Annotated in this window: 26 protein-coding genes; 10 read left to right on the top strand and 16 right to left on the bottom strand. The window is 54.3% G+C overall.

What is annotated here, in order from left to right:
• Window positions 1–99: 99 nt before the first annotated feature.
• The 7 genes from H6868_06420 to H6868_06390 all read right to left on the bottom strand — a co-directional run bounded on the left by H6868_06420 (window position 100) and on the right by H6868_06390 (window position 6,421).
• Window positions 100–489: a DUF4167 domain-containing protein gene (locus H6868_06420; protein ID MCB9988954.1), complete on the bottom strand. Its 390-nt coding sequence runs from the start codon at window positions 487–489 to the stop codon at window positions 100–102.
• Window positions 490–695: 206 nt separating this feature from the next.
• Window positions 696–1,553 carry a peptide chain release factor N(5)-glutamine methyltransferase gene (gene prmC / locus H6868_06415; protein MCB9988953.1) on the bottom strand — a complete coding sequence of 286 codons (858 nt, stop codon included), beginning with the start codon at window positions 1,551–1,553 and terminating at the stop codon, window positions 696–698.
• Between the two features lie 3 nt (window positions 1,554–1,556).
• A complete protein-coding gene (gene prfA / locus H6868_06410; GenBank protein MCB9988952.1) occupies window positions 1,557–2,621 on the bottom strand; it encodes a peptide chain release factor 1 in 1,065 nt (354 codons plus the stop codon).
• Window positions 2,622–2,627: 6 nt separating this feature from the next.
• A complete protein-coding gene (locus H6868_06405) occupies window positions 2,628–3,134 on the bottom strand; it encodes a hypothetical protein (protein ID MCB9988951.1) in 507 nt (168 codons plus the stop codon).
• A gap of 1 nt (window position 3,135) precedes the next feature.
• Window positions 3,136–4,281, bottom strand: coding sequence for a flavodoxin-dependent (E)-4-hydroxy-3-methylbut-2-enyl-diphosphate synthase (gene ispG, locus H6868_06400; GenBank protein ID MCB9988950.1), 1,146 nt, complete (start codon window positions 4,279–4,281; stop codon window positions 3,136–3,138).
• A complete protein-coding gene (locus H6868_06395) occupies window positions 4,274–5,149 on the bottom strand; it encodes a DUF4115 domain-containing protein (GenBank protein MCB9988949.1) in 876 nt (291 codons plus the stop codon). The genes ispG and H6868_06395 overlap by 8 nt, the downstream gene beginning before the upstream one ends.
• A gap of 39 nt (window positions 5,150–5,188) precedes the next feature.
• Window positions 5,189–6,421: an aspartate kinase gene (locus H6868_06390; protein ID MCB9988948.1), complete on the bottom strand. Its 1,233-nt coding sequence runs from the start codon at window positions 6,419–6,421 to the stop codon at window positions 5,189–5,191.
• Window positions 6,422–6,490: 69 nt separating this feature from the next.
• On the opposite strand from H6868_06390, the gene ubiG reads away from it, so the two are divergent.
• Window positions 6,491–7,246: a bifunctional 2-polyprenyl-6-hydroxyphenol methylase/3-demethylubiquinol 3-O-methyltransferase UbiG gene (gene ubiG / locus H6868_06385; GenBank protein MCB9988947.1), complete on the top strand. Its 756-nt coding sequence runs from the start codon at window positions 6,491–6,493 to the stop codon at window positions 7,244–7,246.
• Here the strand turns inward: ubiG and H6868_06380 are convergent.
• Both H6868_06380 and H6868_06375 read right to left on the bottom strand, forming a co-directional pair.
• Entirely contained in the window at window positions 7,243–8,478 is a 1,236-nt protein-coding gene (locus H6868_06380) for a pentapeptide repeat-containing protein (protein MCB9988946.1), read from the bottom strand. The two genes, ubiG and H6868_06380, sit on opposite strands and share 4 nt — an antisense overlap.
• Before the next feature lie 153 nt (window positions 8,479–8,631).
• The gene (locus H6868_06375; GenBank protein ID MCB9988945.1) at window positions 8,632–9,285 is read right to left on the bottom strand and encodes a TlpA family protein disulfide reductase; all 654 of its coding nucleotides are present in this window, start codon (window positions 9,283–9,285) and stop codon (window positions 8,632–8,634) included.
• A gap of 49 nt (window positions 9,286–9,334) precedes the next feature.
• Between H6868_06375 and H6868_06370 the strand changes: the two genes are divergently transcribed.
• Both H6868_06370 and lysA read left to right on the top strand, forming a co-directional pair.
• A complete protein-coding gene (locus H6868_06370; protein ID MCB9988944.1) occupies window positions 9,335–9,508 on the top strand; it encodes a hypothetical protein in 174 nt (57 codons plus the stop codon).
• Between the two features lie 10 nt (window positions 9,509–9,518).
• Window positions 9,519–10,787 carry a diaminopimelate decarboxylase gene (gene lysA / locus H6868_06365; protein MCB9988943.1) on the top strand — a complete coding sequence of 423 codons (1,269 nt, stop codon included), beginning with the start codon at window positions 9,519–9,521 and terminating at the stop codon, window positions 10,785–10,787.
• Here the strand turns inward: lysA and H6868_06360 are convergent.
• On the bottom strand, window positions 10,784–11,773 hold the full coding sequence (locus H6868_06360) for a zinc-ribbon domain-containing protein (GenBank protein ID MCB9988942.1): 990 nt from the start codon (window positions 11,771–11,773) through the stop codon (window positions 10,784–10,786). The two genes, lysA and H6868_06360, sit on opposite strands and share 4 nt — an antisense overlap.
• 98 nt (window positions 11,774–11,871) lie before the next feature.
• On the opposite strand from H6868_06360, the gene H6868_06355 reads away from it, so the two are divergent.
• Genes H6868_06355 through H6868_06335 form a run of 5 tightly spaced genes read left to right on the top strand, consistent with a single transcriptional unit; the run spans window position 11,872 to window position 15,577 of the window.
• Window positions 11,872–12,597 carry a hypothetical protein gene (locus H6868_06355; GenBank protein ID MCB9988941.1) on the top strand — a complete coding sequence of 242 codons (726 nt, stop codon included), beginning with the start codon at window positions 11,872–11,874 and terminating at the stop codon, window positions 12,595–12,597.
• Window positions 12,594–13,292, top strand: a complete 699-nt coding sequence (ftsE, locus tag H6868_06350) for a cell division ATP-binding protein FtsE (GenBank protein ID MCB9988940.1) — start codon at window positions 12,594–12,596, stop codon at window positions 13,290–13,292. The genes H6868_06355 and ftsE overlap by 4 nt, the downstream gene beginning before the upstream one ends.
• Window positions 13,293–14,228: a permease gene (locus H6868_06345; GenBank protein ID MCB9988939.1), complete on the top strand. Its 936-nt coding sequence runs from the start codon at window positions 13,293–13,295 to the stop codon at window positions 14,226–14,228.
• A gap of 12 nt (window positions 14,229–14,240) precedes the next feature.
• Window positions 14,241–14,837 carry a YdcF family protein gene (locus H6868_06340; protein MCB9988938.1) on the top strand — a complete coding sequence of 199 codons (597 nt, stop codon included), beginning with the start codon at window positions 14,241–14,243 and terminating at the stop codon, window positions 14,835–14,837.
• The gene (locus H6868_06335) at window positions 14,834–15,577 is read left to right on the top strand and encodes a 1-acyl-sn-glycerol-3-phosphate acyltransferase (protein ID MCB9988937.1); all 744 of its coding nucleotides are present in this window, start codon (window positions 14,834–14,836) and stop codon (window positions 15,575–15,577) included. Before H6868_06340 ends, H6868_06335 begins: the two co-directional genes overlap by 4 nt.
• Here the strand turns inward: H6868_06335 and H6868_06330 are convergent.
• From H6868_06330 to H6868_06310, 5 genes are all read right to left on the bottom strand, one after another.
• On the bottom strand, window positions 15,574–16,497 hold the full coding sequence (locus H6868_06330) for a prephenate/arogenate dehydrogenase family protein (protein ID MCB9988936.1): 924 nt from the start codon (window positions 16,495–16,497) through the stop codon (window positions 15,574–15,576). The genes H6868_06335 and H6868_06330 overlap by 4 nt on opposite strands.
• Window positions 16,498–17,397: a chorismate mutase gene (pheA, locus tag H6868_06325; protein ID MCB9988935.1), complete on the bottom strand. Its 900-nt coding sequence runs from the start codon at window positions 17,395–17,397 to the stop codon at window positions 16,498–16,500. It lies immediately after the preceding gene.
• A 44-nt stretch (window positions 17,398–17,441) separates the two neighbouring features.
• Window positions 17,442–18,164, bottom strand: coding sequence for a methyltransferase domain-containing protein (locus tag H6868_06320; protein ID MCB9988934.1), 723 nt, complete (start codon window positions 18,162–18,164; stop codon window positions 17,442–17,444).
• A 9-nt stretch (window positions 18,165–18,173) separates the two neighbouring features.
• A complete protein-coding gene (locus H6868_06315; GenBank protein ID MCB9988933.1) occupies window positions 18,174–18,581 on the bottom strand; it encodes a (deoxy)nucleoside triphosphate pyrophosphohydrolase in 408 nt (135 codons plus the stop codon).
• Window positions 18,582–18,705: 124 nt separating this feature from the next.
• Window positions 18,706–19,620, bottom strand: a complete 915-nt coding sequence (locus tag H6868_06310; protein MCB9988932.1) for a peptidylprolyl isomerase — start codon at window positions 19,618–19,620, stop codon at window positions 18,706–18,708.
• Window positions 19,621–19,847: 227 nt separating this feature from the next.
• Here H6868_06310 and secA point away from each other — a divergent pair, with 227 nt between their 5' ends.
• Both secA and H6868_06300 read left to right on the top strand, forming a co-directional pair.
• The gene (gene secA / locus H6868_06305) at window positions 19,848–22,580 is read left to right on the top strand and encodes a preprotein translocase subunit SecA (GenBank protein ID MCB9988931.1); all 2,733 of its coding nucleotides are present in this window, start codon (window positions 19,848–19,850) and stop codon (window positions 22,578–22,580) included.
• An 88-nt stretch (window positions 22,581–22,668) separates the two neighbouring features.
• On the top strand, window positions 22,669–23,151 hold the full coding sequence (locus tag H6868_06300; GenBank protein MCB9988930.1) for a hypothetical protein: 483 nt from the start codon (window positions 22,669–22,671) through the stop codon (window positions 23,149–23,151).
• Here H6868_06300 and H6868_06295 read toward each other — a convergent pair.
• Window positions 23,105–24,382, bottom strand: a complete 1,278-nt coding sequence (locus tag H6868_06295; protein ID MCB9988929.1) for an HlyC/CorC family transporter — start codon at window positions 24,380–24,382, stop codon at window positions 23,105–23,107. The two genes, H6868_06300 and H6868_06295, sit on opposite strands and share 47 nt — an antisense overlap.
• Window position 24,383 lies beyond the last annotated feature (1 nt).

Genomic DNA, 24,383 nt, shown 5'->3' with positions numbered 1-24,383 from the left:
AAAATGGACCCGCAGGCCCTAAAATTCAAGCCTTGTTACCATACGCAAAAAAGCGGCCCACAGGCCGCTTTCCTTAAGGTACAGGTTTAACTTTTCTGTCTAAGCGTCTTCGAGTGTTACCTCTTTTGAGGTTTCAGCGCCAATGATGCTGGATGGCAGTCCGAGATCATCTTCTTTTGCTTTTTCTTTCCGTGACCGTTGCGGCGCCTTTTCAGACGGCTCGTCATCGCGGATAAAGTCCTCTGCCTCAGCCCAGCTATTGATAATCCGCTGGTAATGCTCAGCGTGCTGCAAATAGCTTTGCTCCAGGATTCGATCACCCATACCGGCAGCATCTTTGGCCAGCGCTACGTATTTTTCCTGAATCTGGTGGGCCGTGCCGCGTATGCGTACGTCCGGGCCGTTACTGTCAAAAACCTGTGTGCGGTTGTTGCCGCCCCTGCGGCCGCCGCGGTTTCTTTGTCTTCTTCCTGAAGCTCCATGTCTCATTGTCTATCACCTGTACCTTTTTCAAATTGACTGGACATACGTACATTCTACTTGATTCACGTACACTTGGCCAGAGGCCGCCTATGCCGAAAAACACATATCCCAAGAAAGTGTTTCGGGTCACAAGTTCGTTACGACTGTGTCGTGAATGATTAGACCGTATCGTGAGACAACCGGAACGATCAAGAACCGGGGCAAGAAAAAAATTACTTTTCCCCAAAAGAGATTTCCACAACCCGCGGAATGCCTGCTATATCGGCATGTACGCCCTTGCAGCAAAGGCCAGAGTCTTCCACGAGTCGCACCACATCATCGGCCTGCGAAAACCCGACTTCAAAAAAGGCCGCGCCATCAGGTTTTAGCAGCTTTTTTGTTTCCGTAACAATAGTGCGGTAACAATCCAAACCGTCTTCGCCGCCCTTCAATGCCAGAATCGGATCGAAATTTTTCACGGAAACGTCCAGATTCTCCCATTCCTGATTCGTGATATAGGGAGGATTCGAAACGATCAGGTCGAATTTACCTTTTATGGATTCGCCCCAATTGCTTTTCCCAAGCTTCAGACGTTTGTCCGTTCCATTCCGTTTTGCGTTCTCATTAGCTACGGCCAGAGCCTTATCGCAAACATCGACAGCAACGCCCCTGGCTTTCGGCCATTCGGTCAATAATGAAATAATAATGCAGCCCGTTCCCGTACCCATATCAAGAATCGTTTCCGGCGGGTCGCCCAGAAATCGTTTCAGGGCCGCTTCGATAATCGTTTCCGTATCCGGGCGCGGATCCAGGACATCCGGGGTCACTTTGAACGGCAGCCCCCAGAATTCGCGTTCACCGAAGATGCGGCTGATCGGCTCGCCTTTCAGGCGGCGGGCTAACCAGCTATCAATTTCGTTTCTCTTTGCCTGGCCGATGGGCGTATCCGACCTGACGATAATATCGATATCGGCAACCTCGACAGCATGCTTGATAAACTCACGAGCTTCGACATCGGCCGTATAGATCCCCGACTGCCGCAACTTGTCGCGCAGTTCCAGATAAAGCTCTCTGATCGTACCTTGTGACATCGTTTAAAACTCCATTTCAGCCAGGCGTTCGGCGTGATCTTCAGCGATCAGTTGCTCGACGATCTCATCGAGCGCCTCCCCGGCGATTACTTCATCCAGCTTATAGAGCGTCAGGTTGATCCGGTGATCGGTGACACGGGATTGCGGGTAGTTATAGGTCCGGATACGTTCCGAACGGTCGCCGGACCCGACCTGCGATTTCCGGTCAGCGGCCCGCTCGTCGGCCAGACGCTGGCGTTCCGCATCATAAATGCGTGTCCGCAGCATGCTCATGGCCTTATCCTTGTTCTTGTGCTGTGAGCGTTCTTCCTGCATTTCCACGACGATCCCTGTGGGAATATGAGTAATACGTACAGCACTGTCCGTCGTGTTGACGTGCTGCCCCCCTGCGCCCTGGGAACGGTAGGTATCGATCCGCAGATCCTTTTCATCAATATGCACATCAACGTCTTCGGCTTCCGGCAGCACCGCCACTGTCGCCGCAGAGGTATGGATCCGGCCGCCGGATTCGGTTTTGGGGACACGCTGTACCCTGTGTACCCCGGATTCGTATTTCAACCGCTCGAAAACGTTGGTGCCCTGAATCTGGACAATCACTTCCTTATACCCGCCAATATCACTGATTGACGCTTCGACCACTTCGAATTTCCAGCTTCTTGCCCCGGCGTAGCCTTTATACATTTCCAGCAGGTCTCCTGCGAACAGGGCCGCTTCGTCCCCCCCGGTCCCGGCACGGATTTCGAGGATCGCGTTTTTGGCGTCAGCCTCATCCTTAGGGATCAGTGCCAGTTTGATTTGTTCTTCCAGCTGCGGGATGCGCTTATCCAGCGCCCGCATATCGTCCTCGGCCATCGCCTTCATTTCCGGATCGGCGAGCATGTCTTCCAGACCTTCGCGTTCCTGCAGCGCTTTATCATAGGCATCGACGGCTTCTACCACGGGCGAAAGTTCGGCATACTCCATGGAAAGCTTTGTAAATTGATCGCCGGACAGGCCGCCCGCGCTCATCAGCGCCGCGAGTTCTTCGTGCCGGGCTTTGAGTGGTTGTAATTTTGCCAAAAGGGACATTCTTTTTTATTCCGGAATATATTGCTGAATTTCTTTTTTCAGCATTTCTATATCGAGTTCATGGCGGACGTCAATGAAGCTTCCATTTTTGGTGCTGCCGTCATTCATCCAGATTTGTGAAGGTGTGAATTTATAAACCCGGCGAGGATTGCCTTCTATCAGGCTATCGCACGTCGAGGCCGAACGCCCCGCACGGCGGACCGAAAGGTCATAGGCATGGCGGATTTCCGCTTCATCCTCCGCCATCAAAGGCCGGGCAAATCCTTTCATGAACACGCCTTCGCCCTCTCCCGCCTTGGCCCGGCTATCATAGATCACCGTAAATACGGTCGCACCCGCACCGATGTTCCGGGAGTGCTGATTTTCCGTCCATGATTTCCAATGAAAGTTCAGGTTTTCATCAAACGAGGTATAAACCGGTGAATTCCAAGGCGTGCCATCCGGGCAGACCGTGGCAATCGTCAGATATTCGATCGTGTTGATAATCAGCTCGGCGCGCTCGACAAAGCTCATCTTATTCCGCGGCTTCTTTATGCGCTTCTTTATGCGCTTCGATTTCAGCGGCTTTGTCCTCTACCATGCGGACGAGGTGGTCGATGATGCTTTCGTCACCTTCTTTCAGGCGGTGGGCTTTATCGCCGGACAGGTAAATCTGGTGCGTTCCCGATCCACCGCCGGTCAGGCCGATATCGGTCATCAGCGCTTCGCCAGGGCCGTTGACGACGCAGCCGATCACGGAAAGCGTCATGGGCGTGGAAATGTGCGACAGGCGTTCTTCCAGTTTGGATACCGTGCCGATCACATCGAAATTCTGGCGCGCGCAGGACGGACAGGAAATCACATTGACGCCGCGGTGACGCAGGCCCAATGACTTCAGGATTTCAAAACCGACTTTGACTTCTTCCGTTACATCGGCCGAGAGCGACACGCGGATGGTATCGCCGATCCCCGCCCAGAGTAGGTTGCCGATCCCGATCGCGGATTTAACCGTCCCCGTCGTCAGTCCACCTGCCTCAGTTATGCCCAGATGCAGCGGGTAATCGCATGCCTCGGCCAACATTTGATAGGCCGCCACAGACATAAAGACGTCAGAGGCCTTGACCGATATTTTAAAATCAAAGAAATCGTGATCCTCAAGGATCTGGATATGGCGCTGAGCGCTTTCCAGCATGGCATCGGGACATGGTTCCCCATATTTTTCCAGCAAATCCCGTTCCAGTGACCCGGCATTCACGCCAATCCGCATCGAGCAGCCATGATCCTTGGCGGCCTGAATCACATCACGGACGCGCTGTTCGTTGCCGATGTTGCCGGGATTGATCCGCAGGCACGCCGCGCCGTTTTGGGCGGCCTCGATCGCACGTTTATAGTGGAAGTGAATATCCGCCACAACCGGGACGTTTACGGCTGGCACAATGTGTTTCAGGGCCGCGCTGGACTCTTCATCCGGGCACGACACGCGAATAATGTCCACCCCGGCGGCTTCGGCGGCTTTGATCTGGTTAATCGTCGCCTGCACGTCCGAGGTCAGGGTGTTGGTCATGGTCTGGACCGTAATCGGGGCATCACCGCCGACCGGGACATTGCCCACCATGATCTGACGGCTTTTACGGCGTTCAATATGCCGCCACGGGCGCACTTGGGTATGATCTTTACTCATAGGCATCTCCTGCGGCAGGCTCCGTGCTTGCCGGCAATAATTTATCCAGTTCCACGCCCCGGCGGATTTCACCATCCGCCGCCTCAACCGGCAGAGCCCGCCCGCCTATGGTGAAGGATAGCGCGCCCATGTTGCCGGTATCGAGAACCAGCCCTTCCGCCACGGGGACGGAGAAGCTTTCGCCCTTCTCCAAGATGCGGGACAGCAAAACCGTATCATCTTTCGCGCGAATTTCCACCCAGGCTTTGTCTGTCGCTTCGATAATCATGGCCGAAGACACATCTGTGCCAGGTTCCAGCCACGCGGGATCGCCCGCCGCCGTTTCAATCGCGGCGTATAGCGCGCCTTCCAGAGGCATATTGTCCATCAAGGACAAATCAGCGCTTTTTTCTTTCATCGTCTGGGGCACCGGGGGAATTCCCGCCGCCGGCTGAATTTCATGATTTCCGGCTGTCATCAACAGGCCCGCAATGATGGCAACCAAAGCCGTCAAAGACGCCGCCAGAATGTAACGGCCCGGAATTTTACTCTCTGACGCCGCGACCGGCATTTGCAACGAAGGCCGATGACCACCCGCCCCGGCTACCTGTATCTTGAACAGATGAACGATATCGTCCGGCGGCAGCCCCAGATATTCGGCATAAGCCCGGACAAAACCGATCGCATACACCCGGCCCGGCAAATCTTCGGAGCGTCCCTCTTCGATCGCTTCGAGCTGGCATGCCCGGATACGCAAAATTGCCTCGACATCCGCCAGCGTTTGCCCGTAATGCTCGCGCGTACGGCGCAGAATATACCCCACCGGGATATCCGCGTTATAGTAATCCCATTGTTGGGATTGCTGGGTTTGATCCGTATTTTGCTGCATAGGCTTATGTATAGGATAATTTTTTTAAATTAGCCAGATTTATGATTGATCCAGACCGTAAGCATCATGCAATGCCCGCATGGCCAGTTCCGTATATTCATCGTCGATCAGGACGCTGATTTTAATCTCGGATGTGGAAATCACGTGGATGTTAATTCCCTTGTAGGCCAAGGTACTAAACATCGTCCGCGCCACGCCGGCATGGCTTTTCATACCGATCCCGACCACAGACACCTTGGTCAGCGCATCATTTGACAATATGTCTTTCTGTTCGACGCCGTCGATAGCCTTGATAATACCCAGTGCATGATTGAGTTCCGTTTTGGGAACCGTAAAGGTCATATCCGTTGACCGACCATCATGCGAAACGTTCTGGACGATCATATCAACGTTGATATTGGCGTCCGCCAGCGGTGAAAAAATCTTTGCCGCAATCCCCGGCACGTCAGTCACGCCGACCAGTGTAATTTTGGCTTCGCTCCGGTCACAGGTCACCCCGTTGACGATTTCATCTTCCACGATATCCTCCTCTTTTGTCACGAGCGTTCCCGGCATATCGCTGCCGACCGGCCCTTCAAACGTTGAAAGCACCTGTACAGGCACGCCGCGCTTCATTGCCATTTCGACGGAGCGCACCTGTAAAACCTTGGCGCCCATGGACGCCATTTCCAGCATTTCTTCATACGATATAACGTCCAGTTTCCGGGCCTTAGGCACAATGCGCGGATCGGCCGTATAAACGCCGTCAACGTCGGTATAGATATCACAGCGATCGGCCTTTACCACCGCCGCCAGCGCCACAGCCGAGGTATCCGAACCGCCGCGCCCCAGCGTGGTAATCCGGTTATCATCACCGATGCCCTGAAACCCGGCCAGAACCGCAACCTCGCCGTTTTCCAGAGATTCAACCATGGCCTCGCCGCCGATCCGGCGAATGCGGGCCTTGCCATGCGAATTATCGCAGCGGATCGGCACCTGCCAGCCTTGCCAAGATCGCGCCGCAATCCCTCGTTTCTGAAGAGCCAGCGCCATCAGGCCGGAGGTCACTTGCTCCCCGCTGGCGACCACCGTGTCATATTCGCACGGATCATGGTCGGGGCTGATCTGGTGACAATAATCGACCAGTTGATTGGTCACGCCGGACATCGCCGAAACCACGACGGCGACCTGATTGCCGCGCCGCACTTCCTCGGCCACTTTCCCGGCCGCATGCTCGATTTTTTCTATATCCGCAACGGACGTCCCGCCGAATTTCACTACAATTCGTTTCATTGCTTTCGCACCCTCAATGGATTATTAATACCTTTACAAACCCGAACACGAAAATGCAAAGGAAGATTCATGCCTGCTTCAGAAAACAACACTATTGATGTGCAGGAAATTGAAAATTTTGCAAAGGACTCTGCGCACTGGTGGGATGAGAGCGGTCCGTTCCGCCCGTTGCATCGCCTGAACCCGGCGCGTATGAGCTATATCCGCCAACAGATCGAAGACCATTTCAGTTTGTCCGATCCGGCTTCTTTGGCGCCTTTTAAAGGGCTGAAGGTTTTGGATATCGGCTGCGGCGGCGGACTGGTGTGCGAGCCAATGGCCCGTCTGGGCGCGGATGTAAACGGCATTGACGCGGACCGCAATGCGATTGATGTCGCCATCGCCCATGCCGCCCAGTCGGGACTGGATATTGCCTACCGTAACGGTTCTGCCGAAAGCCTCCTTCCCAAAGAATCCGGTCGGTATGACGTCGTTTTGGCGCTGGAAATCATCGAGCATGTCGCCGACCGGGATGCGTTTATTGAGTCTTGTGCGGCTTTGTGCAAACCGGGCGGGCTTATTATTTTTTCCACCCTGAACCGCACAGCCAAATCCTATGCCATGAGCATTATCGCCGCCGAATATATCCTGCGCTGGGTGCCCCGCGGCACGCATAGCTGGGACAAGTTCGTACGGCCCAGCGAACTGGCGGCATCACTCCGGCACGCCGGGCTAAGCGCCGTTAACGAAAAAGGATTGGTTATCAATCCATTAAGCGGTGAATTTCAGATATCGGATAAAGATGTTGATGTGAATTACTTTATGAGCGCCCGTAAACCTGATTAAGGCCCGACCCCCTCATCAAAAATTGCGCCTTCCATTTGCGCGCCTTCAAAATTCACACCGTCCAGATTCGCGCCCGTGAAGTCCGCCGCCCGTAAATCCGCCGCTGCAAAATCCGCGTTAGCCAAATCGGCATTTTTGAAGGAAACCTGGCGGAACTTGGTGCCGGTGCAATTCGCATAGCGCATATTCACGCCGTCCATCGTTGTCGGGCTAGCATGTTTCTGACCGCCGGCCTCGAAGTAAAGCGGATTAAAATCGGCGCCGCGCAAATCAGCGTGACTGAACCGTGCGCCCTTAAGGCTGCTGGCCCGAAAATCAGCCCCTTTGAGAAAACAGCTTCGGAAGTCACCGTCATTAAGGATCGAGCTTTGCAAGTGAATATCCGTCAAATCCATACCACACCAGCGCGCACCCACAGCCTTCAGAGCCGTCAGTTTCTCGCCGGACAAGGACAACAACGTCCGCAGGTCATAGCCGCTCAGATCAAGCTGCCGTCCCTCTTTGCCGACGCTGGCCACCCAGTTACGGTGTTCCTTAATCATGACAGGCAACGGGCTTTTCAGATCGCGGATGGATTTTCCGACATTCTCATCCGTGATAGAGCCTTCCAGATCAACGCCGCTGCTTTTGATTTCCTCCAGCCGAACGCCGGTTAAAATCGCCGAACGCATATTGGCCCCGCCCAGTTGGGCGCCGCGAATTTCGGCTTCGGTCAGGTCCGCCCCCTCAAACCGGGCGCCGCTCAGATCGGCGCCGCTCAAATCGGTTTTCGCCATGATAGCATCGGAGAAATCAGCGTTGTTCGCCAGCGTTCCCGACAATCTCGCGCCAGCCAGATTAGCCCCCCGGAAATTGACGTTCTGGGGCTGGGCCGTAAAGTCGCCGTCACTGGCCAGCCCGCCGCTCCGCAAATCCGCCGAATCGAGATTGGCTTCCTTCAGATCGGCGTTTTCAATTTTCGATCCGCGTAAATCGGCCCGCACAAAGCATGTCCGGTGCAAATTGGCATGACTTAAATTACAGGCATATAAACAGGCTTCATGGAAATTGGCGCCGGATAAATCCATATCCGTCATGTCACAGCCGCTCAGGTCTGCCTGACTTAAGTTCTTATCCTTCAGAGACAGTCCCGACAGGTCAATGCGGCGCAGGATTGCCCGACGGCCGCCATTGCGCCCCTCCGTAAAAAGCCTGTGCAACTCAACAATCTCATTCAGTTGTTCTTGCGTCAGGGTTTGAACGTTAATCTGGCGTGAATCTTGTTGTATATACCCCTGCATACCCCTACTTCTGTGCTGCGGTGTGAATTCTTCAATTATGACTGTAAAAATCTTTACAAAAGATAAGCGACGGCAAAAAAAGTCCTCTTATTCATACAATAAAATCTATCCGTTGTCTTGGTCTATCACCATTTTAAGGAAGGAAAGAACATCCGGCGCCATCCAGTCAACGCCGCCGGTAATCGTATACACGACCTCGCCGTCCGGGTTTATCAGATAGCTGGACGGCACACCGTACATCATAATCTGCCGCCACAACCGGTCATCTACCGCCGTATAATAGCCTGATATCTCCGGCAGCGAACTTTGTGCCATTTTAGCCTTCAGACTGGCGGCATTTTCCGGATAATCCATCGAAATAAAAACAACCTGAAATGTTTCGGACAAAGGGGTTTGGCTTAACCGGCTCAAGGTCGGCATTTCAAGCACACAAGGCGTACACCATGTCGCCCAGAAATTAATCAGGGAATAATGGCCTTTCAGGACATCTTTCAGGGCGTGCGGATTATCCGCTTCATCGTAAAGCGTCGTTTCCGAATCCGAAAACGGCGCCGGGGGGTAATTCATGACAAAAACGTTATCGTCGACCTTCGTCGATAAAAACAAAGGGCCTGCTTCCGGTTTATTGTCTTGCGCCGCTGGACAAATGCTTCCGGGGGCCGGCGCATCCGTGGCGTAAGCCGGGGCCAGCGCCCCTAACAGCATAATGCCGCATAGAAGGAAAACCGCGCGACGTCCCGACAAGAGGGTTGAAACCATGACCCCTATCCTCTAAGGAATACAGAAAGACAAACAAGAAAGGCACCTCATGCGCCCTCTATCTTTTTATTATATCCTCGCGGGCCTGTTCCTGTCCACGATGCTTCTGGGGGCTTGCGGAATAAAACCGAATTCCCTTGATGCACCGCCGGGAGTCGAAAACGACACCTATCCGCGTACCTATCCGGATGTTTCGACCGATCCGTCTCCCGAACCTTATTGAGGACGTTTTCATGACAGGCTTTACTGATAAAAACGGTGTTTTGTATGCCGATGACATATCGCTGACGGAAATAGCCGCCGTTTACGGCACGCCATCGTATGTTTACAGCGCCTCGAAAATCAGGGCCAACGTCAGGGCGCTGCAACAGGCTTTTCTGGACACCCTGCCGGAACACGCACAGCCCCTGATCGCTTTCGCATGCAAGGCTAACAGCAATATTGCCGTCTTAAAGCTGCTGCAAACGCTGGGGCTGGGGATTGATATTGTCTCCGGCGGCGAATTAAAAAGAGCGCAGGCGGCAGGCATCTCTGCGCCCAAAACCGTTTTTTCAGGCGTTGGGAAAAGTGATGCGGAAATCATATCGGCCCTTAAATCCGGCATCTTGCAGATCAACGTCGAGTCCGCGCCGGAAATGGAACATATCGCTGTGCTGGCCGAAAAAATCGGGATCAAGGCTCCGATCGCCCTGCGTCTTAATCCGGATGAAGATGCCGGAACACATGCCAAAATCACCACCGGAACCAAGGAAAACAAATTCGGGATGCTGCGCGAGGAAGTTGAAGTGCTTTACCGCCGGGCCGCCGATCATCCGTGGCTGGAGCCGCAAGGGCTGAGCCTGCATATCGGATCCCAGCTTACAACGCTTGAGCCGTTTGCCGCCGCCTTCAAAAAGCTGGCCGATCTGGCACAGTGGATAAAAGAGCAAGGCTTGCCGCTTACAACGCTTGATCTCGGCGGCGGCCTTGGGGTCGTTTACAATCAGGAAAAAGCGCCGTGCCTGAAAAGCTATGCCACCCTTGTCCGTGACATCATCCATCCGCTGGACACACAGATTATCCTGGAACCCGGACGGATGATTACCGGGGAAGCCGGGCTTTTGCTGACCCGCGCGCTTTACGTCAAGGAAGGGCAGCACAAATCTTTTGTGATTGTCGATTCCGGCATGAACGACCTGGCACGTCCGGCGATGTATGACGCCTTTCATCCTATTCGTATGGTTGAAAACCGGGACGAGCCGATGAAAACCTATGATATCGTCGGGCCGATTTGCGAAACCGGGGATACTTTTGCCAAAGGCCGTCACCTTCCCCCCGCCATGCCCGGTGACTTGCTGGCAATCATGGTCAGCGGCGCCTATGGCTATGTCATGGCTTCCAACTACAACACGCGCAGCCTGCCGGCGGAAATTCTGGTTGATGGTGACAAGCATGCCCTGATCCATGAGCGGCAAAGCGTGGAAGATATTCTGGCGCAGGAAACTATTCCCGACTGGCTTTAATGATGTCCGCCGCCATGGGAGTCATTACCATGAGCAGGCGCTTCGTGTGAGGATTCCGGCTTGGCCGGTTCCTCATGAGAGTCCGCGGCATACTCCTCTTCCAGCGCATCGCTCCCCTTATCAGGAGCCGTTCCGCCCAGAACGAAAGTGACGTTCACCGCGCGCGCCTCTTCCGGCACATCGACCGTTTCTGCAGAAAAGGTAAGTTCCTCATGCGGGGCGATCTCCGGCTGCGGGGCGTCAATGACCCAGCTATGCAATACTTCATCGCCCTCTTTGCGGACAGAGGCCAAAAGCGCCGGAACATCTATGGGTTTTTCACCCAGATTTATCAGGTTGCCTTTGATCCTGAGGACGGGCGCTCCGTGAGAGTCCGTTTCGATATCGGCCCGCACACCGTCAAAGATAAGCCCCTCGCCCGGCACGGCTGTCGAAATCCCCAGCAGCTTGTACAGCCCGGCCGTCGAGGGCATGGCCGTCGTCAACGGCCCTTTCAAAGCCAGCAAACCCACAAAAATCAGAACGAAGATGCCAGCCGCGGCGGCATAGCCCGTCCATGGCTCCCCAGATCCCGTGACAGGTGCGGCCTCTTCGTCGGCTGTAACCGGCAACGGCTTGATCGAATCGGGGATGTCTTCGTCCAGTTCATCCGCGACATCGTCCCCCGAAAAGTCTTCTTCGTCGCCATCATCGAACGTTTCATCCTCTGCGGACTCCTCGTCATCAGGCTCGTCAGCAAGGAATTCGTCCACAGACATTTCCTGTGCAACAGGCTCTTCCTCGACAGAATCTACGGCCTGTTCCCCCAGATCGATGAGCATATCATCATCCGATTCATCCCATGCGCCGCTCGTGTCAGCGCCCTCTTCCGGTTCCTGAAACCATTCATGCGCGCATTGGGAGCAGCGCACACGACGGCCCGTTGCCCCCAAAGCCGAGGCCGAGACCAGAAATCTTGTCGCGCATTTTTCACAGGTTAAAATCATGGATTAGCCAGATGAACATTCCAAAGCGTAAGTATAACCTATATAAAAGATTTTGAACAATCGGGAAGTTAGCGGATATGAATACGAAGTCTATGAATATGTTACTTTTTCTTGCCTTTGTCCTTGGCATGCCCCTGACAGCGCTGAGTCAGGACGCCAAGGTCTGCGCCGCGAAAGATACCGCGTGCCTGTTGAAGGAACTGGAAACAGTCAGTGAAAAAATCGATGAGGCGCGCTGGCGGGATCAAACCTACCGCGAACTGGCGAAGCTTTTAACTCATGAAAAAAAGACCGATGAAGCGCTGGCCCTGATCGAAAAAGTCGAGAATTCCGATACGCGGGCCATGACCATTCGCGGGATCGGCGTCGCCGCCGCGGAAACGGACTTATCCGATACAGAGAAAAAAGCCCTGTATGACAGCCTGATTCTGGCCGCACAGGAAATTGAAAGCGATGCTTCCCGTCCGATTGCCCTGCGTTATGTCGCCAAAGGCCAGGTTCTGGCCGGGTTCGATGACGATGGCCGGGCAACGACGGTTTCCATCGACAATCTTTCCCAGCGTGACAAAGCCTATGAGGAAATTGCCGAGGTAGAGGCCAAACAAAACAAGCTGGATCAAGCCTTGCAGAGCATTGCCGGGATTGAAAGCCCGCCTTATCGCGACCGTGCCCGCAGTGCCGTTTCCCGGATTTTTGCAGGCAAGGGGCAATATGAAGAAGCACTGACCGCAGCGCGCGCTATTGAAAACGCCTATACCCGCGCCGATGCCCTGCGTTTGATCCTGACAAAACAAATCATGCCCGAAGAGGCCGACACACAATGATTACTTTCGAACATGTCGGCCTGCGCTACGGGATTGGCCCGGAGGTTCTCAGCGATATCAATTTTTCACTGGAGCCGGGATCATTCCATTTTCTGTCCGGGCCAAGCGGCGCAGGGAAAACCTCCCTGATGTCCCTGCTCTATCTGGGGCGGCGGCCGACGCGCGGACTGGTCAGCATGTTCGGGCAGAATATCAATAGCATGACGCGCGAACAGCTCGCGCCCCTGCGCCAACGGGTCGGCGTGGTTTTTCAGGACTTTCGCCTGCTAAACCACATGTCGGCATTTGATAATGTTGCCCTGCCCCTACGGATTCAAGGCAAACCGGAGAAAGAAATTCGCGACAACGTTGCCGAACTTCTGGAATGGGTCGGGCTGGGGGAGCATATGCATGTCCTGCCGCACACCATGTCGGGCGGGCAGCAACAGCGCATTGCCATCGCCCGCGCCGTGATTACCCGCCCGCGCCTGTTGCTGGCTGACGAGCCAACCGGGAACCTCGATGATGAAATCGGCATGCGCCTGATGAATTTGTTTGAACAGCTCAACCGCATGGGCACGACCATTGTTGTCGCCACCCACAGCCAACAGATGATGGACCGTTTCGCTCATATGCGGCTGGTTCTGGATGGCGGAGGTCTGCGTACCGAAGAGCCTAAAAGCTGGATCAAGCGCAAACTGGACGGGGTTTTCTAGATGACAAAAAAACAAAGATCCCTTGGGGTCGCCCGCCATAAACGCCGCTATGACCTGCCTTTGAACAAAGGCGCAGGTACGCGGTTTTTGCTGCTTTTGATTGCCCTTATGACGTGGCTGGGGATGCTGGCGCTGTCCGGTTCCTTTGCCCTGCAGGCGATGACCGAACGCTGGTCGTCGGGGCTGGAAGGGCGTATTACGGTTGAAATTCCAGCGGAGGATACTGACGGCAAGCTTTTAACATCGGACGAGATCAAATTGTTGTCTTCAAAAATTGCGGCGATGCTGAATGATCGTCCGGAAATCGCCCGCACGACCGTCATGAGCGAAAGCGATATCCGCGAACTGGTCCGGCCATGGCTGGGCGACAGCCAGCTTCCCGGCGATTTACCCCTGCCCGGCCTGATTAGCGCCGAGTTGGTTAAAAACACGAAACCCGAAGCGCTGCACGCTCTCGCGGCCCGCATTAAGGACATCGCGCCGCACGCGCGGCTGGAAACGCATGAAGGCTGGCTGAAAGACCTGCTGCGTTTTACCGGCGCCCTGCAATTTGCCGCCGCGCTGTTGACCTTTGTCATTGCCATTACAACCGTCACCGCGGTCGCCGGCGCCATTCAGGCCCGCATGGCCATTCATCATGAGGAAGTTGAATTGCTGCACCTGATGGGTGCTGCCGACCGTTATATCGCGCGGCAGTTCCAGCGTCATTCGTTGATTCTGGCTTTTCAGGGCGGATTGGCGGGCATGATGATCGGCGCCCTTACTTTGTTTATCATTGGCTGGCTTTCCGGGCGCATGGATATTAATTTATTGCCTGACTTTCACCTGACCGGGATGCAAATGGCTGTTCTCGCGGCGCTGCCGGTCATTGCCGCCCTGATTGCCACCTTCACCGCCCGATTGACGGTTTACCGCGTTCTGGCCCAGATGCCCTAAGGGAGATTAAATTTGATCCGTTTTCTAAAAATAACTGTCATTCTTCTCTCTCTCGGCCTGTTTGTCTGGATCGCAGGATTTGTATGCTTCAGTGCCGCCCTTGATCGGCAGGCATTGACACCCCTGCCGGATCAAAAGACCGATGCCATTATTGTCCTGACCGGCGGTCCCGACCGGGTAAACACAGGGATCGACTTGCTGGAACAAAAGAAATCAGGGCAACTTTTCATCAGCGGCGTTCATGATTCCGTAACGCTCAACGATTTAATCGCGCTGTGGAGACCGGAAGCCCCGGTCGTTCTGGTTCCGTGCTGTATCACGCTGGGACACAAGGCCCGCAACACCACACAAAATGCCGAAGAAAGCGCCCTGTGGGTTAGCCGTAACAATGTGAGATCCCTGCGGTTGCTCACCGCGGCCTATCACATGCCGCGCGCCCGGCTGGAGTTTGAGGCGGCGCTGCCGGATGACGTTACGATTGTTCCGCATCCCCTGATAACCATGGCCCCGGCAGAAACGAAGCAGGCGTACCGCCAGTTGGTGTTTAGCGAATACAACAAAACCATCCTGACGTGGCTTAGAACAAAACTCAAAAAGACAAAATCATGATCCTGTTCTTGCGTTCCACCCTGTTCAATATGGCTCTGTACGGCACGACAGCGCTTATGTGCGTTGTATGCCTGCCGGGGTTGTTACTGCCGAAAAAACAGGCGATGGGAATTGTGGCGCTGTTTGTTCACACGGTGCATTTTCTTGAAAAATACATTGCCGGTCTGGATTACGAAGTGCGCGGGATCGAGAACCTGCCGCAAAGCGGCGCTTATATCGTTGCGGCCAAGCACCAGTCGCCCTATGAGACATTCAAGCTCAATATCCTGTTCAACGATCCGGCGATTGTTTTAAAGCGGGAATTGCTGAGAATCCCGCTTTGGGGACAGTTTCTAGCCAAGATCGACCCGATCGCCATCGACCGCAGCGCCGGTAAAGCTGCTATGCAGCAGATTGTTGAGGGGGCCCTGCATGTCAAAGAGCAAGGCCGCCCGATGGTTATTTTCCCGCAGGGCACGCGGGTCTGGCCATATGAAACGCCCAAAGACAAACCTTACCGTGCCGGGGTGGCCCGTATTCAGGAAGCCACGCAACTGCCCATCATCCCGCTGGCGCTTAACACGGGTGCCTTCTGGCCGCGGCATAGCTGGGTCAAAAAGCCGGGGACGGTTGTATTCGAATTCCTGCCGCCGATTATGCCGGAAAAAGATACGGCTGCCGTGTTAAAAGAGTTGGAAGAAACGCTGGAAGGCACGAGTTATCGCCTGATGGCCGAGGCCGGGTATAAACCCCAAGCCTAATGCGCTTCCGGGACGGTTTTCTGGCTTTCCTTGTCCGGATAGACATATGTGGCCTGCCCCTGTTCAATCACTTCACGGCGAATATGGGCGGTGCGGGCAAAAAAATCATGCAAAAACCGCCCGTCATTTTTACGAATGGCTTTTTGCAGAGCTGTTAAATCTTCGGAAAAGCGCTGTAGCATCTCCAGAACAGCGTCTTTGTTGGTCAGGAAAATATCCCGCCACATCACCGGGTTCGATGCCGCCAGCCGGGTGAAATCCCGGAAACCGGACGCCGAGAATTTAACGACTTCGTTTTTAATGTCGTCTTCCAGGTCATCGGCTGTGCCGACAATCGTATAAGCAATCAGGTGCGGCAAATGGGATGTCACGCCCAAAATCAAATCATGGTGCCGCGGATCCATGATTTCACAAACGGAGCCACAGGCCTCCCATAGCTGGACGATTTTGCCGACGGCCTGCACATCGGTTTCCGGTGTCGGGGTGATGATTACCCAGCGATTGATAAACAGTTCGGGAAACCCGGCATCGGGACCGGATTTTTCAGTCCCGGCAATCGGGTGCGCGGGGACAAAGTGCGCATGATCGGGAATATAGGGTTCAACAGATTCGATTACGCTTTGTTTGACCGACCCCACATCGGTGACGATGCACCCTTCCTCCAGCGAGGCGGCGATGTTCGAGGCAACGGCTTCGCAAGCCCCCACCGGCACGGCCAGAATAACCAGATCACTGCCACGTACCCCCGTCACCGGGTTTGTGGTGGCTTCGTCGGCCAGCCCCAGTTCAATCACCCGGTCACAGACAGCCTGCACGTTATCGAGACAGACAATGCGCTGCGCCAGATTATGCATACGGATCGCCCGGGCCAATGACGAGCCGATCAATCCAAAACCAATAATCGTGACCTGCTTGAACATTTATGATTTTCCGTTTGCACCCGCCACAGCATTGCGCCCCACTTTATCGCCGTAAACCGGCGGCACGGGATACCCGCCCAGACAAACGCACTTGCCTGTTGTCATCTCGAGTTTTTCCCGCAGCTCTTCCAGCCGAGGATCATCCGCGGCCACGTAATCGTCGACTTCCAGCAAATGCAAATTCCCCGCCGGAGACAAAGAGCTATGGATGCTCCGCACCTTCAGGCCGATGGCTCCGGCCTTATCAACCAGCCGACCGCGGCTGATGGACTGACCGTCCTCCAGCGCCAAAAAGGACCGATCCGCACCCGAAGGCTCAAATTTCAAACGCGCAACGACCAAGGCTTTATGTTCGGGATTGCTATCCTGCGCGCTCCGGTCGCCCAGCGGCAGACGCGCGGCAATCCGCATCCCGTCCTGTGGGTCTTCTTCGATCAAAAAGCGCCACCACGGGTTTGTATCGCCATCTTCCGGCCATGGCAAAACGGCAAAGGTTGCCTCTTTTTCACGCACAGCGGCGACCGCCGCCAGAGCATTGCTGGCCCGCGCCATGGGTAAAACAGAACTGAAGTAATCCTTGGCCATGTCCCAGTGCGTAATGCCGGACGGTCCTTCCGGCACGGTCACGATCACCTTCAGGCCGGTTTGCAGCAGCGATACAGCGCCGACAAGCTCCCGCCATATCCGCACGACGGCCTCGCGCGGCAGCGGCCCCCGGTGACGATCCAGCAAGCGCCGCACCATGACGGCTTCACGGTCAGGCTGGACAACCTGTATGCCGTTTTTGCGTTTTTCTTCGCCGATTTTTAAAACCAGATCCGCCCGCTGCATCAGCAGATCAAGCATCTGGTTATCCAGAACATCTATTTGTTGCCGCAAGGCCGCTACGGTTTTTGACATCGGCTTTTCCAATATTCAAACGAGATTACACAAGATTTATCTTTTTAGCTGGTCGTAACCGGTTTGGCCACCAAAACCCGCTGCCCTTTCGCCGTTTTTGCGCGCCCGGCCCCGGCATAAAGCTGTTTACTGGCCTCGACCAGATGAACGCCCGCCAGTCCCGGAAAGAAAAAATGCCCGAAGCTTTCCAGAGAATATGCCGTGCGCAGCACCATAAAAGACCGGAAAGGCGGCATAAACAGGCCGCGATCTGTGCGCTCATGCACGAACAGGTTCCGTTCCAGATGGCGGGTAATCTGGCCGGCCGTATAGGGCGTACCATGGCCGAACGGCGTCCAGTCGGCCCGCGCCCACATTCCCAGACGGTTGGGCACAACAATTAAAAGCCGCCCATTGCTTTTGAGAACGCGCCACAGCTCTTGCAACAATTCATCAGGGTGTCTGCTGAACTCAAAGCCGTGTATCAGCAAAATCCGGTCGACCGATTCGGTTTCCAGCGGCAAGAGCGCTTCTTCCGCCAGCGCCACCTTGCCCGGACGGCCAGCAGGCCAGTGATGAACGCCGGCCTGCGCCGTTGTCAAAGCTACGGCCCGTTCGGTTTTATCCTGAAACGCCGAAAGATAGGGCATGGCATAGCCGCAGCCCAAAACCCGCATATCTTTTAAATCCGGCCAAAATTCATAAATATGCGCGCCGAGAATCCGGCGCATCAAGCGACCGGCCCGTGACTCATAAAACGCTTTCAGATCATAAACCGAGCAATCCATTGTCCGTCATCATAATACAAGCTGTAACTGGCTGACCAGCGGGATATCGGCGTCGGGCATCGGATCGTTACCGAGATCACGGGGCAGCAACCATTTAAGTGCCTGCCCTTCGCGCGGCGTTACGATTCCCTTCCACATCCGGCAGGCAAAAACCGGCATTAACAAATGAAAGTCGTCATAGTCATGGGACGCGAAAGCCACGGGAGAAAAGCAACACGGGCGCGTTTCAATACCCAGTTCCTCTTCCAGTTCGCGCATCAAGGCATATTCGGGTGTCTCCCCCTCATGTACCTTGCCGCCGGGAAATTCCCACAGCCCGGCCATTGCTTTGCCCTCCGGACGCTGCGCCAACAGCACGCGCCCGTCCGTATCAATCAGGGCGGCGGCGGCGACCAGCACCACAGGCTTTTCCGGCATAACCGGCTTGTCCATTTCCAGAGCCTGCGAACATCCCATAAATTGAGCCATTTTTCTCTCCTTTCGCAAAAAAACCGCAGCTTTAAAAAACTGCGGTTTTTTTTAACTGGTTAGCTGTACCCGCTTATTTTTTAACCGGGTCGCCGTTGATGTCGAACTTTTTGACTTTGGCATTTTTCTGCCATTTTTCAATAAGCTCGGCGACGATTTCCTGACGAACCTGAGCTTGCAGCTGCGGTTTCACAGCTTCATATTCAGGTGCCGGACGATCGCGGCTGTCTTCAACCTTGATCACATGCCAGCCAAACTGGGTTTTAACCGGTTCTTTTGAGTATTCACCCGGCTTCATGGCAAACGCAGCGTCGGCAAATTCAGGCACCATGGATTCTTTGGTAAAGTAACCCAGATCGCCGCCATTTGGACCAGTCGGCCCTGTGGAGTTTTCCTTGGCCAGTTCTTCGAAAGACGCACCTTCATCAAGCTTGCCAATCAGTTCCTTGGCTTTGGCTTCATCCTCAACCAGGATATGACGGGCCCGAACTTCCTCAACCTTGCCCATTTTCTTGACGGCATCGTCATAGGCTTTCTTGAGGCGTTCTTCGGTCATTTTTTCTTTAACCTGACGCTCGATATATACGTTTTGGACGATCTGCTGTTTTGCCTGTGCGACAAGCTGTTTAACTTCGGCATCATCATCCAGACCGGCTTCGGCGGAACGCTGACTGACGATCTTGTTGTTAATCACTTGTTCCAGAGCCATCGGGAACAGGTTTTGAATCGGCATCTGACGCACTTGCTCCGGCAGGCTGCTGATGAAATTCAAAACATCAACACGCATAATGTCCTGATCGCCGATTTTCCCGACAACAGGGTTACCCGGACGAATTTCCGGCACTTCAGCCGAAGCGGGCGCTTCACCTTTTTCTTCGCTTTCCGCAACACCGTTCGCCGACAGCATGAACAACGCGGCCCCGGCGATCACCAAGATGGCTACGATTGCCACCACGACCAGCGTTTTGTTTGATTTCTTTTGTTCCATCTCGAACAATTCCTTCCTTTTCCAGATATAAATAAGTGAATGAAACTGCATCAATCTATCGCCGGGACAAGTGGAAATAAAGCCTTTTCTTGTGATTGTTCACATGGCTTCCTGTAAAAGGCGCATTGACGGGCCGGTAATGGCGCTTTATATCCATGAGAGCCTCGCGCTGTGAGTCTTAAATACAAAGGGCGTGAATCATAAATAAAGAATTCGAGGACTTTTGAATGCTGATTAATCTGGCCACAAAAATATTCGGCTCCAGCAATGACCGTGTTTTAAAAAATTTCTACAAGCATGTTGCCCCGATCAATGAACTGGAAAGCCGGTTCATGAAATTGAAAGATGCCGAGTTGCAGGCCATGACGGCTGAGTTCCGCCAGCGACTGGATAACGGCGAGCCTCTCGACAGCCTGACCCACGAAGCATTCGCGGTCGTACGGGAAGCTGCAAAACGGACGCTGGGGCAACGGCATTTCGATGTGCAGTTGGTCGGAGGACTAGTTCTAAACGACAGCAAAATCGCCGAGATGAAAACCGGGGAAGGTAAAACGCTGGTTGCAACCCTGCCCACTTATTTGAATGCGGTCGGCGGCAAGGGCGTTCACGTTGTGACCGTTAACGATTACCTCGCCAAACGGGACGCCGAATGGATGGGGCAAATTTACAAGTTTCTTGGCCTAAGTGTCGGCTGCATCACCCATGACCTGCAGGACCATGATCGCCGCGCGGCTTATGCCGCCGATGTGACGTACGGCACCAACAACGAATTCGGGTTTGATTACCTGCGTGACAACATGAAATACCGGCTGGAAGATATGTCCCAGCGCGATTTCAATTTTGCGATTGTCGATGAGGTTGACTCTATCCTGATTGATGAAGCGCGGACGCCGCTGATTATTTCCGGTCCGTCGGAAAACTCGTCAGAGCTTTATGTCGCCGTCGATAAAATCATCCCCCAGCTTGAATCAGCTGACTACGAAGTCGATGAAAAGATGAAAACCGTGATCCTGAACGAGCGCGGGACCGAGCATGTCGAAACGTTGCTGGATCAAGCCGGACTTATCACGGAAGGCAATCTTTATGATGCCCAGAATATTACCCTTGTCCACCATGTGAACCAGGCTCTTCGCGCCCACAAACTGTTTGCGCCGGATACGGATTATATCGTCAAAGACGACAAGGTCGTGATTATCGACGAATTCACAGGCCGGATGATGGAAGGCCGCCGGTTCTCCGAAGGATTGCATCAGGCGCTGGAAGCCAAGGAAAAAGTCGCGATTCAGAATGAAAACCAAACGCTGGCCTCGATTACCTTCCAGAACTATTTCCGCATGTATCCCAAACTGGCCGGCATGACCGGGACGGCCATGACCGAAGCGGCCGAATTCGCCAGTATCTATAATCTGGGCGTAGTGGAAATCCCGACCAACGTGCCGGTTTCCCGTATCGACCATGATGACAAAATCTATAAATCGCTGGCTGAAAAAGACGAAGCCATTATCCAGCAGATTGAAGAATGCCGGGAGCGCAACCAGCCTGTGCTGGTTGGTACGATTTCCATCGACAAATCGGAAAAGCTGGCGGAACAGCTCAAAAAACACAAAATTCCGCACAGCGTCCTGAACGCCCGTTATCACGAGCAGGAAGCCCAGATCATTTCGCAAGCCGGGCGCCCCGGCGCCGTGACAATCGCCACCAACATGGCGGGCCGCGGGACCGATATTAAAATGGGCGGTGACGCCGAAATGCGGATTGCCGACGAAGTTGACGAGAGCTGGACAGACGCGAAAAAAGAAAAAGCGATTGCCAAAATCCGCGAAGAAGTCGCCCGCGACAAGGAAACCGTCAAAGAAGCCGGCGGCTTGTTTATCATCGGCACCGAGCGTCACGAATCCCGCCGGATCGACAACCAGCTTCGCGGACGTTCCGGACGGCAAGGCGACCCCGGCGGCACGATTTTCTTCCTGTCGCTGGAAGACGACCTGATGCGGATTTTCGGCTCCGACAAAATGGAAATGCTGCTGTCGCACAAGCATATCGGTTTGCGCGATGGCGAAGCCCTGACCCACCCGTGGATTTCCAAAGCTCTGGAACGGGCGCAGGCCAAGGTCGAAGCGCAAAACTTCGAGATTCGTAAAAACCTGCTCAAATTCGACAACGTCATGAACGACCAGCGCAAGGTGATCTATGACCAGCGCCGGGAAATCATGGCCGCCGACGACGCCGAAGAGCTGTTATCGGAAATGCGCTATGACGTTATTGAAGCCATCATCAATAATTGCATTCCGTTCCGTTCCTATGTCGAGCAATGGGATATCGACACGCTTAAATCCGAAGTCACACGGGTTTTGGCTCTCGACCTGCCGATAGAAGACTGGGCCAAGGAAGAAGGCGTCACTGAAGAAGAAGTCAGCGAACGCATCAACGATGCCGCCGACCGTAAAATGGCCGAAAAAGCAGCCAATACCGGGCCGGATATTTTCCGCAAAATGGAAAAGGCTTTGCTTTTACAACAGCTCGACAAGCACTGGAAAGAGCATTTGCTCAATCTCGACCATTTACGGCAGGGGATCAGCCTGCGGGCCTTTGGCCAGCGCGATCCGCTCAACGAATATAAAACAGAGGCTTTCGGTATGTTCGAAGCCATGCTGGACCAGTTACGCGAGAGCACAACGCAGCTTTTGTCCCTGGTTGAGCTGAATGTCGACGCCGATGCGGGATCCTTGCTGATGCGCCGCGCGGCCTCCACGCCGACCCGCGAAACACGGCAAGACCCGGCCCTGATGGGGAGCGGCGGTCCCCGCCCCGAACAGGCACGGTCCAATGTCGCGCCCTTCCCGGAACGACGGGCTTTTAACAAGGACGACCCGGAAACATGGGGCAAGGTTCAGCGTAACGCCCTTTGCCCTTGTGGTAGCGGCAATAAATACAAACACTGTCACGGCAAAATAGTTTGACATAACACTAAACGGTGTTCTATCTCTAGCTGGAGCGCATCTTGAACACGCGCACAGAACAGAGGTAACCGTTGTGAAAAAACCGTCCATGCATACGCATCTGCAGATGAGCCGCCCCGGCGTCGATATGCATGAATCCCTTCACGACATACCGAGCCGCAGGGATCCGTCGGCTCTTTTCAACAAGCACGCTCCTGAACGCCGGGACGATAAAAACACCTCTCTGGCGCACGCCCTCCAAGTTCTGGCCATCCGGCAAATCCGCGAACATTTGAAACTCAATGATATTGACGTGACGACAGCGCAAGCCAGCGCCATGATCGCCTGTATCCTGCCGATCAATTCAAGGGATAATATTTGTGAATTTTCCCTGATGCTGCGAAACCCTGAAGGCTATCCGCAGGATGCCCTGCCGGAGACATTCCCCCTGAAGCGCATTGAAGGCTTTACGGTAGCGGCGGCAAACGCAACAGAGATTTATACTCTGGTGCCCGTAGAAGTCGAACTTGATGACGGAGAGCGCCCTACCCCTTGTCAGGCTCCGCCGGCGGCACAACCCGAACCAGCGTAATCTGGTTTCTCTGACGGCGGACGACATCAAACTGGAAGCCGAAAAATGTAAAGCGCTGACCGGCATCCGGGATCATTTGCGATTCATGCAAGATCAATCCGGCGATGGTTGAATAATCCTCGCTCGGCAGGTTCCATTCAAATTCCCGGTTTAAGTCGCGGATCGTAACGGTACCCTCGGCCAGATAGCTGCCATCGGACTGGCGGCGCACACCGGCGACGCGCTCGTCATATTCGTCTTCGACCTCGCCGACGATTTCCTCAATAATATCCTCCAGTGTCACAACCCCCTTCAGAGAGCCATATTCATCGACGACCAGCGCAAAATGTTCCCGGCGCTGGCGGAAGGCCTTGAGCTGTTCGCTCAAGGTTGTTGTTTCAGGCACAAACCATGGCTCGGATGCAAAATCTTCAACCTTGATCGAACCGATCTGGCCATCGCGGGACTGCATTTCCTTGAGCAGGGTTTTGACGTGGATCACCCCGACAATGTTTTCAGGATCATCTTTCCACAACGGCAGCCGCGTATAGGGGCTGTCGAGAACGACTTCCACCAGCTTGTCGATCGGCAAACCGGCATCAATCATGATTACATTTTTCCGGTGAACCATAATCTCGCCCACGTCGACATCCGGCAGATCAAGGATGGAGCGCAACATCGCCCGTTGTTCCTGAACCTCTTCATCCTCACCCTGATGCATCTCGATAACGCCACGCAATTCCTCGACATTGCTGCCGACCGCCACAACGGAAATATCAACGCCAAACATTTTCAGGACAAGCCGTACAATCGCCGATACCATCTGTGTCACCGGTGCAAAAACAAATACGATGACGCGGATAATCGGGGCAATCGCCATGGCGGCCTGATCGGCATGATGGAGCGTATAGGTCTTGGGCAGAACCTCCGCGAAGATCAGGACCAGCAGGGTCATGGCAATCGTGGCATAAAATACACCGGCTTCCCCGACCAGAGTAATCAGGATACTGGTCGACAGGGCTGTGGCCAGAATATTGACAAGGTTATTCCCCAGCAGCAACGCGCCGATCATGCGCTCTTTGCGTTCCCGTATGTCATTGACCATGGCGGCACGTTTATTGCCGTCCTTGGCCAGCGCATGCATCCGCGCCCGTGACACCGCCGTCAGTGCCGTTTCCGATCCGGAAAAGAAACCGGACAAAACCAGCAGTAACAAAACCGCCAAAATTGAAAAAAGCAAACCCGTGTCCATT

This window comes from Rhodospirillales bacterium (assembly GCA_020638175.1).
GTDB lineage: Bacteria > Pseudomonadota > Alphaproteobacteria > Micavibrionales > Micavibrionaceae > JACKJA01.
Note: the sequence above shows the minus strand (reverse complement) of the source record. Positions and strands in the feature narration are given on the sequence as shown.

What these genes read in the sequence shown, in the direction of transcription:
- H6868_06395 (MCB9988949.1), bottom strand. Translation starts at nt 5,149, where the DNA reads ATGCAGCAAAATACGGATCAAACCCAGCAATCCCAACAATGGGATTAC.
- H6868_06335 (MCB9988937.1), top strand. Translation starts at nt 14,834, where the DNA reads ATGATCCTGTTCTTGCGTTCCACCCTGTTCAATATGGCTCTGTACGGC.
- ftsE (MCB9988940.1), top strand. Translation starts at nt 12,594, where the DNA reads ATGATTACTTTCGAACATGTCGGCCTGCGCTACGGGATTGGCCCGGAG.
- H6868_06295 (MCB9988929.1), bottom strand. Translation starts at nt 24,382, where the DNA reads ATGGACACGGGTTTGCTTTTTTCAATTTTGGCGGTTTTGTTACTGCTG.
- H6868_06360 (MCB9988942.1), bottom strand. Translation starts at nt 11,773, where the DNA reads ATGATTTTAACCTGTGAAAAATGCGCGACAAGATTTCTGGTCTCGGCC.
- pheA (MCB9988935.1), bottom strand. Translation starts at nt 17,397, where the DNA reads ATGTCAAAAACCGTAGCGGCCTTGCGGCAACAAATAGATGTTCTGGAT.
- ispG (MCB9988950.1), bottom strand. Translation starts at nt 4,281, where the DNA reads ATGAGTAAAGATCATACCCAAGTGCGCCCGTGGCGGCATATTGAACGC.
- H6868_06300 (MCB9988930.1), top strand. Translation starts at nt 22,669, where the DNA reads ATGCATACGCATCTGCAGATGAGCCGCCCCGGCGTCGATATGCATGAA.
- H6868_06355 (MCB9988941.1), top strand. Translation starts at nt 11,872, where the DNA reads ATGTTACTTTTTCTTGCCTTTGTCCTTGGCATGCCCCTGACAGCGCTG.
- H6868_06345 (MCB9988939.1), top strand. Translation starts at nt 13,293, where the DNA reads ATGACAAAAAAACAAAGATCCCTTGGGGTCGCCCGCCATAAACGCCGC.
- ubiG (MCB9988947.1), top strand. Translation starts at nt 6,491, where the DNA reads ATGCCTGCTTCAGAAAACAACACTATTGATGTGCAGGAAATTGAAAAT.
- H6868_06320 (MCB9988934.1), bottom strand. Translation starts at nt 18,164, where the DNA reads ATGGATTGCTCGGTTTATGATCTGAAAGCGTTTTATGAGTCACGGGCC.
- H6868_06405 (MCB9988951.1), bottom strand. Translation starts at nt 3,134, where the DNA reads ATGAGCTTTGTCGAGCGCGCCGAGCTGATTATCAACACGATCGAATAT.
- prmC (MCB9988953.1), bottom strand. Translation starts at nt 1,553, where the DNA reads ATGTCACAAGGTACGATCAGAGAGCTTTATCTGGAACTGCGCGACAAG.
- H6868_06420 (MCB9988954.1), bottom strand. Translation starts at nt 489, where the DNA reads ATGAGACATGGAGCTTCAGGAAGAAGACAAAGAAACCGCGGCGGCCGC.
- H6868_06370 (MCB9988944.1), top strand. Translation starts at nt 9,335, where the DNA reads ATGCGCCCTCTATCTTTTTATTATATCCTCGCGGGCCTGTTCCTGTCC.
- H6868_06310 (MCB9988932.1), bottom strand. Translation starts at nt 19,620, where the DNA reads ATGGAACAAAAGAAATCAAACAAAACGCTGGTCGTGGTGGCAATCGTA.
- secA (MCB9988931.1), top strand. Translation starts at nt 19,848, where the DNA reads ATGCTGATTAATCTGGCCACAAAAATATTCGGCTCCAGCAATGACCGT.
- lysA (MCB9988943.1), top strand. Translation starts at nt 9,519, where the DNA reads ATGACAGGCTTTACTGATAAAAACGGTGTTTTGTATGCCGATGACATA.
- prfA (MCB9988952.1), bottom strand. Translation starts at nt 2,621, where the DNA reads ATGTCCCTTTTGGCAAAATTACAACCACTCAAAGCCCGGCACGAAGAA.
- H6868_06390 (MCB9988948.1), bottom strand. Translation starts at nt 6,421, where the DNA reads ATGAAACGAATTGTAGTGAAATTCGGCGGGACGTCCGTTGCGGATATA.
- H6868_06315 (MCB9988933.1), bottom strand. Translation starts at nt 18,581, where the DNA reads ATGCCGGAAAAGCCTGTGGTGCTGGTCGCCGCCGCCGCCCTGATTGAT.
- H6868_06330 (MCB9988936.1), bottom strand. Translation starts at nt 16,497, where the DNA reads ATGTTCAAGCAGGTCACGATTATTGGTTTTGGATTGATCGGCTCGTCA.
- H6868_06375 (MCB9988945.1), bottom strand. Translation starts at nt 9,285, where the DNA reads ATGGTTTCAACCCTCTTGTCGGGACGTCGCGCGGTTTTCCTTCTATGC.